Raw genomic sequence first — 6,211 nt, 5'->3', positions numbered from 1 at the left:
CAGGTCATGTTTATGGCCCAGAACACGCAGCAGGAAGCGGCGGCAGTCCAAGGGCTGGAGTCGGAGGGGGAGGAGCAGGCCGGGGAAACGAGCAAGTTTGATCTGAGCTTGGCGCTGCAGGAAACCGGGGAAGGACTGACGGGGAGCCTCGAATACAGTCGCGACTTGTTTAGCTCGGTGACGGCGGCGCGGATAGCGGAACATTTCCAGACTTTGCTAGCGGCGTTGGTCGCTACCCCTACCCGCCCCGTACTCGACCTGCCGTTCCTAACAGCCACCGAGCAAGCGCGGATCATCGACGCCAACCTGCGTCTGGCGGTCGAACCCGCCGGCGCGCCCCGGCTTCCGCATCGCCTGATCGCTGACCAGGCCGAGCGTACTCCCGAGGCGATCGCGGTTGTTGCTGGTGCGGCGTCGCTCCTCTACTGCGATATCGATCACCAGTCCGATCAATGGGCGCAGGCGCTCAGACGTCATGGCGTTGGCCCGGAAACTATTGTGGCAATCTGCCTTGAGCGCTCGCCGGCTATGCTGGTTGCCCTGCTGGCGGTGCTCAAGTCCGGCGGTGCCTTCGCCTTGGTGAACCCCCGCAATCCAGACCAGCTGCCCGCGCTAATCGAGGAGCTGGCTCCGGCGGTCGTGCTGCGGGATGTCACCGCTCCTCAAGTGCCCGCGACCGCCGGCCGGGCCGTTCTGGACCTCAGTGCTGATTGGGCGGAGATTGCCAGCTTGCCTGCGGTTTCGCTTGACCACATGCTCCATCCGGACTCGGCGGCGTGCCTGGTGCAAACTGACGGCGCGACTGGCACGCGCAGGCTGGTGGTGCTGAGCCACCGCGCGCTTGGCCAGCGGCTCCTTGCAGCCCAGTCCGCCTATCCGCTCCATCCGACCGATCGCGTGTTGCATAGCGCGGCGATTGAGACCGGTGATGCGGTGTGGGCGTGGTTGGCACCTCTGACCGCCGGGTCGGCGGTGGTGCTTGATATGGCGGGCGGCGAATCGGCTGGACTAAGCCTAATTGAAACAGTCACCGCTCAGGATGTCACGGTGGCGCGGCTGCTGCCGTCGCAGCTCGATGTTCTGCTGGATGCGCCGCGCTTCACCGAATGCACAACCTTACGGATGGTTCTCGCTGCGGGCGAACCGCTGTCTCAGACGACCCAGGATCGCTTCTTTGCGCGATCCGCCGCAGAGTTGTATAACCTGTATGGCGCCGCCGAGACCACGCTGGATGCGCTAGCCTGGCGGTGCGCACGCGACGCGGATCTGTCCGACCCGTCGGCTCCGCTTGGTGCGCCGCTTGAGGCGACGCAGGTAGCGCTGCTGGATGACCAGGGCCGGGTCGTGCCGGTCGGAATAGCGGGGGAGCTATATCTGGGAGGGGCAGGGGTATCGCGCGGCTACTTTGGGCGGCCGGCGCTGACGGCGGAGCGGTATCTGCCCGACCCGTTCAGCGGCATCCCCGGCGCGCGCATGTACCGCACGGGCGACCGGGCGCTGTACCGGGCTGATGGCATGCTCGAATATCGCGGTCGTGTCGAGCAGCAGGTGAAGCTGCGGGGCTTTCGGATCGAGCTAGGGGAGGTGGAGGCAGCGCTGAGCGGGCAGGCGGGGGTGCAGGAGGCGGCGGTGGTGATCAAGGCCAGCCCGCGCGGTGACCCGACCCTGGTGGGGTATGTGGTGGCGCGGGCTGGGGAGAGCTTGGACTCGACGACCGTGCAGGCGGGGCTGCGGGCGCGGCTGCCGGGGTACATGGTGCCGAGCCAAGTGGTGGTGCTGCTCGGGTTGCCGCGTACCAGCAGCGGCAAGCTGGATCGCCGAGCGCTACCGGAGCCGGACTTTGGCGGGGGGGGGGCTGCGGGTGCGGCGCTGACAGCGGATGGCGAAGCGTTGGCGGCGATCTGGGCCGAGGTGCTGCGGGTGCCGCGCGCCGGCCTCGACGCCCACAGCAACTTCTTCGCCCTCGGTGGCCACTCGCTGCTGGCCACCAGGATTGTCGCGCGGGTGCGCCAGGAGTTGCAGATCGACCTGCCCTTGCGGCGACTGTTCGAGTCCCCGACTCTGGGCGAGCTGGCGGCGGCGCTACGAACTCAGCCAACGACCCTGACGGCCCTGGTACCGCCGTTGACAGCGCAGGCGCGGCCCGAGCGCATCCCGCTCTCGTTTGCCCAGGAGCGGCTGTGGTTCTTGGAGCAGCTCGACCCGGGGCAGTCCACCTACCTTATCCCACTGGTGCGGCGAGTGCGTGGCGCGCTGGACTGGGCGCTGCTAGAGCGCTGCCTGAACACCGTGGTGGCGCGGCACGAAAGCCTGCGCACCACGCTCCAGGCTGTCGATGGCACACCCTATCAGGTCATCGCCCCGGAGCTGCATGTGCCGATGCTGTACCACGATCTGCGCGGGTTGAACGAGGCCAGCCAGACCGAGCGTCTGGCGGAAGTGCGGCGCCTCTTGACCGAAACACCCTTCGACCTGGCGGCGGGTCCGCTGCTGCGGGCTGGCTTGATACAGGTGCGTCATGCCGAATACGTGCTGATCTTGACGCTGCACCACAGCATCAGCGACGGCTGGTCGCTGGATGTGCTGCTGGATGAGTTGACGCAGCTGTACACGGCGGGGCAGGCGGGAACGCGCGCGTTGGCGGAGGTGCTGGCGCCGCTAGCGGTGCAGTACGCCGATTATGCGCTGTGGCAGCGCAGCTGGCTGCGCGGCGCCGAACTGGCCCGCCAGATCGCCTACTGGAAAACCCACCTAGCTGGCGCGCCGCCGCTGCTGGAACTGCCTGGCGATTTTCCGCGGCCGGCCCACCAGTCCTTCCGTGGCGGCACGCTGAGCTTCGCTGTGGGGGCGGATCTGACGGCGCAGTTGCGGGAGCTGGCGCAGGTACACGAAGCAACGCTGTTTATGACGTTGCTGGCGGCGTTCACGGTGCTGTTGGCGCGGTACAGCGGGCAGGGCGACATCGTGGTCGGGACACCGATCGCCGGGCGAACCCATGCGGCGAGCGAAGGACTGATCGGGATGTTCGTGAACACTCTGGCCCTGCGCACGCGTGTCGGCGATAACCCCGACTTTCTGACGCTGTTGACGCGCGTGCGTCAGACGGCGCTGGACGGCTACGCCCACCAGGATGTGCCGTTTGAAAAGCTAGTCGAGGAACTCCAGCCGGTCCGCAACTTTAGTCACCCACCGATCTTCCAGGTCATGTTTATGGCCCAGAACACGCAGCAGGAAGCGGCGGCAGTCCAAGGGCTGGAGTCGGAGGGGGAGGAGCAGGCCGGGGAAACGAGCAAGTTTGATCTGAGCTTGGCGCTGCAGGAAACCGCGGCGGGGTTGGAAGGAAGCTTCGAATACTGCACCGATCTGTTTGCTCCCGCTACCATCGAGCGGATGGTGGGCCATTTCCAGGCCTTGCTGGCGGCGCTGGCGGCCGAGCCGACGCGCCCGGTGCTGAGTATTCCCTTTATCGCTGGCGAGGAGCGGACGCTGCTGGTCGAGACGTGGAACGCTACCAGAACGCCGGCACACACGCCGACAATGGTCCATGAGTTGATCGCCGCCCAGGCCCAGCGAACGCCCGCGGCCGTCGCCGCACGCTACGGCGATCAAACCTTGACCTACCGCGAGTTGATAGCCCGCGCAAACCAGCTAGCCCACGCCCTTCAGGAACGCGGCGTCGGGCCTGATGTGCTGGTTGGTATCTGCGTCGAGCGCTCGCTGGATTTGATGGTCGGACTACTCGGCATCGTGATCGCCGGCGGCGCGTATGTGCCGCTCGATCCGTCCTATCCGGCGGAGCGGCTCGCGTTTATGCTCGAAGATGCCCGCGTGGCGGCGCTAGTGACCCAGAAGCGGCTGCTTAGCGGATTGCCAGCCGACAGCATCCCGACGCTCTGCCTGGATACCGACTGGTCGCTCGTGGCCGGCAACCAGGACTGCCCGCCGACGAGCGCGGTCACGCCCGCCCATCTGGCCTACATGATTTACACTTCCGGCTCGACCGGCCGCCCCAAGGGGACAATGATCCAGCACAGCGGCTTGGCGAACTACCTGACCTGGGCCGTCGATGCCTACGCCATGGCCGCAGGCGACGGCGCGCCGGTGTATTCCTCAGTTTCCTTCGATCTGACCATCACCGGCTTATTCGGCCCGCTGCTGGCCGGGCGGGCGGTGCATCTGCTTCCTGAAGACGCCGGCGCGGAGGGCCTGGGGGCGAACCTGAGCGTCGCCGAGACCTATAGCTTGGTCAAGATCACTCCGGCCCATCTGGAGATTCTCAACCACCAGATGCCGGCGCACCAGGCAGCCGGCCGCACCCGCGCCTTTGTAATTGGCGGCGAAAATCTTCGTGCGGATATGGTGGCCTTCTGGCGCGACCATGCGCCGCAGACAGCGCTGATCAATGAGTACGGACCTACCGAAACCGTGGTCGGCTGCTGCGTCTACACTGTGACGCCCGATACGCCGGCTGTCGGCGTGCTCCCGATCGGGCGGCCGATCGCGAATACTCAGATGTACGTGCTTGATCCGAGGCTGCAACTTGTGCCAATCGGCGTCGTGGGCGAACTCTACATCGGCGGGGCCGGCGTAGGGCGCGGATATCACAGGCGCCCCGACCTGACGGCCGAGCGCTTCGTCCCCGATCCGTTTGGCGGCCAACCCGGCGCCCGGCTGTATAAAACCGGCGATCTCGGCCGCATCCTGGCCGACGGAACGCTGGAGTGCCTGGGCCGCGTGGACCATCAGGTCAAGGTGCGCGGTTTCCGCATCGAGCTGGAGGAGATTGAGGCGGCGCTGCTCCGGCAAGCCGGCGTGCGCGAGGCGGTGGCGGCGGCGCGGCGCCAAGAATCCGGCGATATTCAGCTAGCCGCCTATGTGGTTGCGGCAGCGCCGAACAACCAGCCGCAGATCCCAACCCTGAAGCAGTCCCTTCAGGAGCTGTTGCCCGCCTATATGGTGCCGAGCCATATCATGCTGATCGACGAACTGCCGCTGACATCGAATGGGAAAGTCGACCGGGGAGCTCTGCCGGCCCCTGCGCGGACTCTGGCTAGCGAGGCGGTGCTGCTGGCGCGCGATGCCCTGGAGTTGCGCCTCACCCAGGTCTGGGAGTCGATCCTGGAGGTCAGGCCGATCGGCGTCAATCAAAATTTCTTTGACCTCGGTGGTCATTCGTTGGCGGCGGTGCGCCTAATGGATCGTATCGAGAAGGCATTTAACCAGTCCCTGCCGCTTTCCGCGTTGTTTCAGGGCGGCACCATCGAGCAGCTTGCCGTCATCCTGCGGCAGCAGAAGGCTGGCTCCGGCTCGACCCTGATCCCCATCCAGCCGGGCGGCTCGCAGCGGCCGTTGTTCCTAGTGCACCCGATCGGGGGCAACGTGGTCTGCTACCTCCAGCTGGCGCGCGCGCTTGGCGGCGACCAGCCAGTTTATGGCCTGGAGGCGATAGGGTTGCACGCGGGGCGGGCACCTCAGCGGCAGATCGAGGTGATGTCCGCCCACTATATTGAGGAAATCCGCTCCGTTCAGCCGGACGGCCCTTACCTGCTGGGCGGCTGGTCTTTCGGAGGCGTCGTCGCGCTGGAGATGGCCCAACAACTGACCCAGCAGGGGCAGGATGTGGCGCTGCTGACCCTGATCGACAGCCAGCCCCCCGCCGCCGATCGGTCTCGTATGGGCTATGACCCGGCGCTGTGGCTGCTGCTGTTCGCCGAAGATACCGGTCTGATCAGCCGGGACGCCGCCGCCAGCCTGCACAGGGTTTTGGGTGAGCTGGCGCCGGATGCGCAGCTCGAACACCTACTGGGCTATCTGCAAAGCCTGGGCGCCCTGCCGCCAGACGCCGATCTGGAGCGGATCACCCGGCTGTTCACAGTCTTCACATCCAACATGGAGGCTAACGACGCCTACGACGGCCGCGTCTACCAGCAGCCGGCGTTGCTTTTCCAGGCCGATGATCGCGGCCGCGACGGCCTAGCCGACCATGCCGATGAGTGGCGGCGGCTGGCGCCTGATCTGGTCTGCCACGTCGTTCCCGGCACCCATTATTCGCTGCTTCAGGCTCCCGTAATCGACGGGATCGCGGAGCAGATTCGCGCGGTGATCGGCCGTTATGACACACGCTAGGCGGGTACGCACCGCCGTTCGGCTCCCGCGCCCAAGGGCGGCGTGGGAGCCGGACTATCTTGGCACACTACGGAGTCTCTCTTGT

Annotated in this window: 1 protein-coding gene; it reads left to right on the top strand. The window is 66.3% G+C overall.

Annotated elements, in window-relative coordinates:
* Nucleotides 1–6 precede the first annotated feature (6 nt).
* Nucleotides 7–6,126 (top strand): amino acid adenylation domain-containing protein, encoded by a 6,120-nt coding sequence (locus LCH85_23545; protein MCA0354981.1) that lies wholly within the window; start codon nucleotides 7–9, stop codon nucleotides 6,124–6,126.
* Nucleotides 6,127–6,211: the final 85 nt, after the last annotated feature.

The sequence above is a fragment of the Chloroflexota bacterium genome (assembly GCA_020161265.1).
Lineage (GTDB): Bacteria > Chloroflexota > Chloroflexia > Chloroflexales > Herpetosiphonaceae > Herpetosiphon.
Note: the sequence above shows the minus strand (reverse complement) of the source record. Positions and strands in the feature narration are given on the sequence as shown.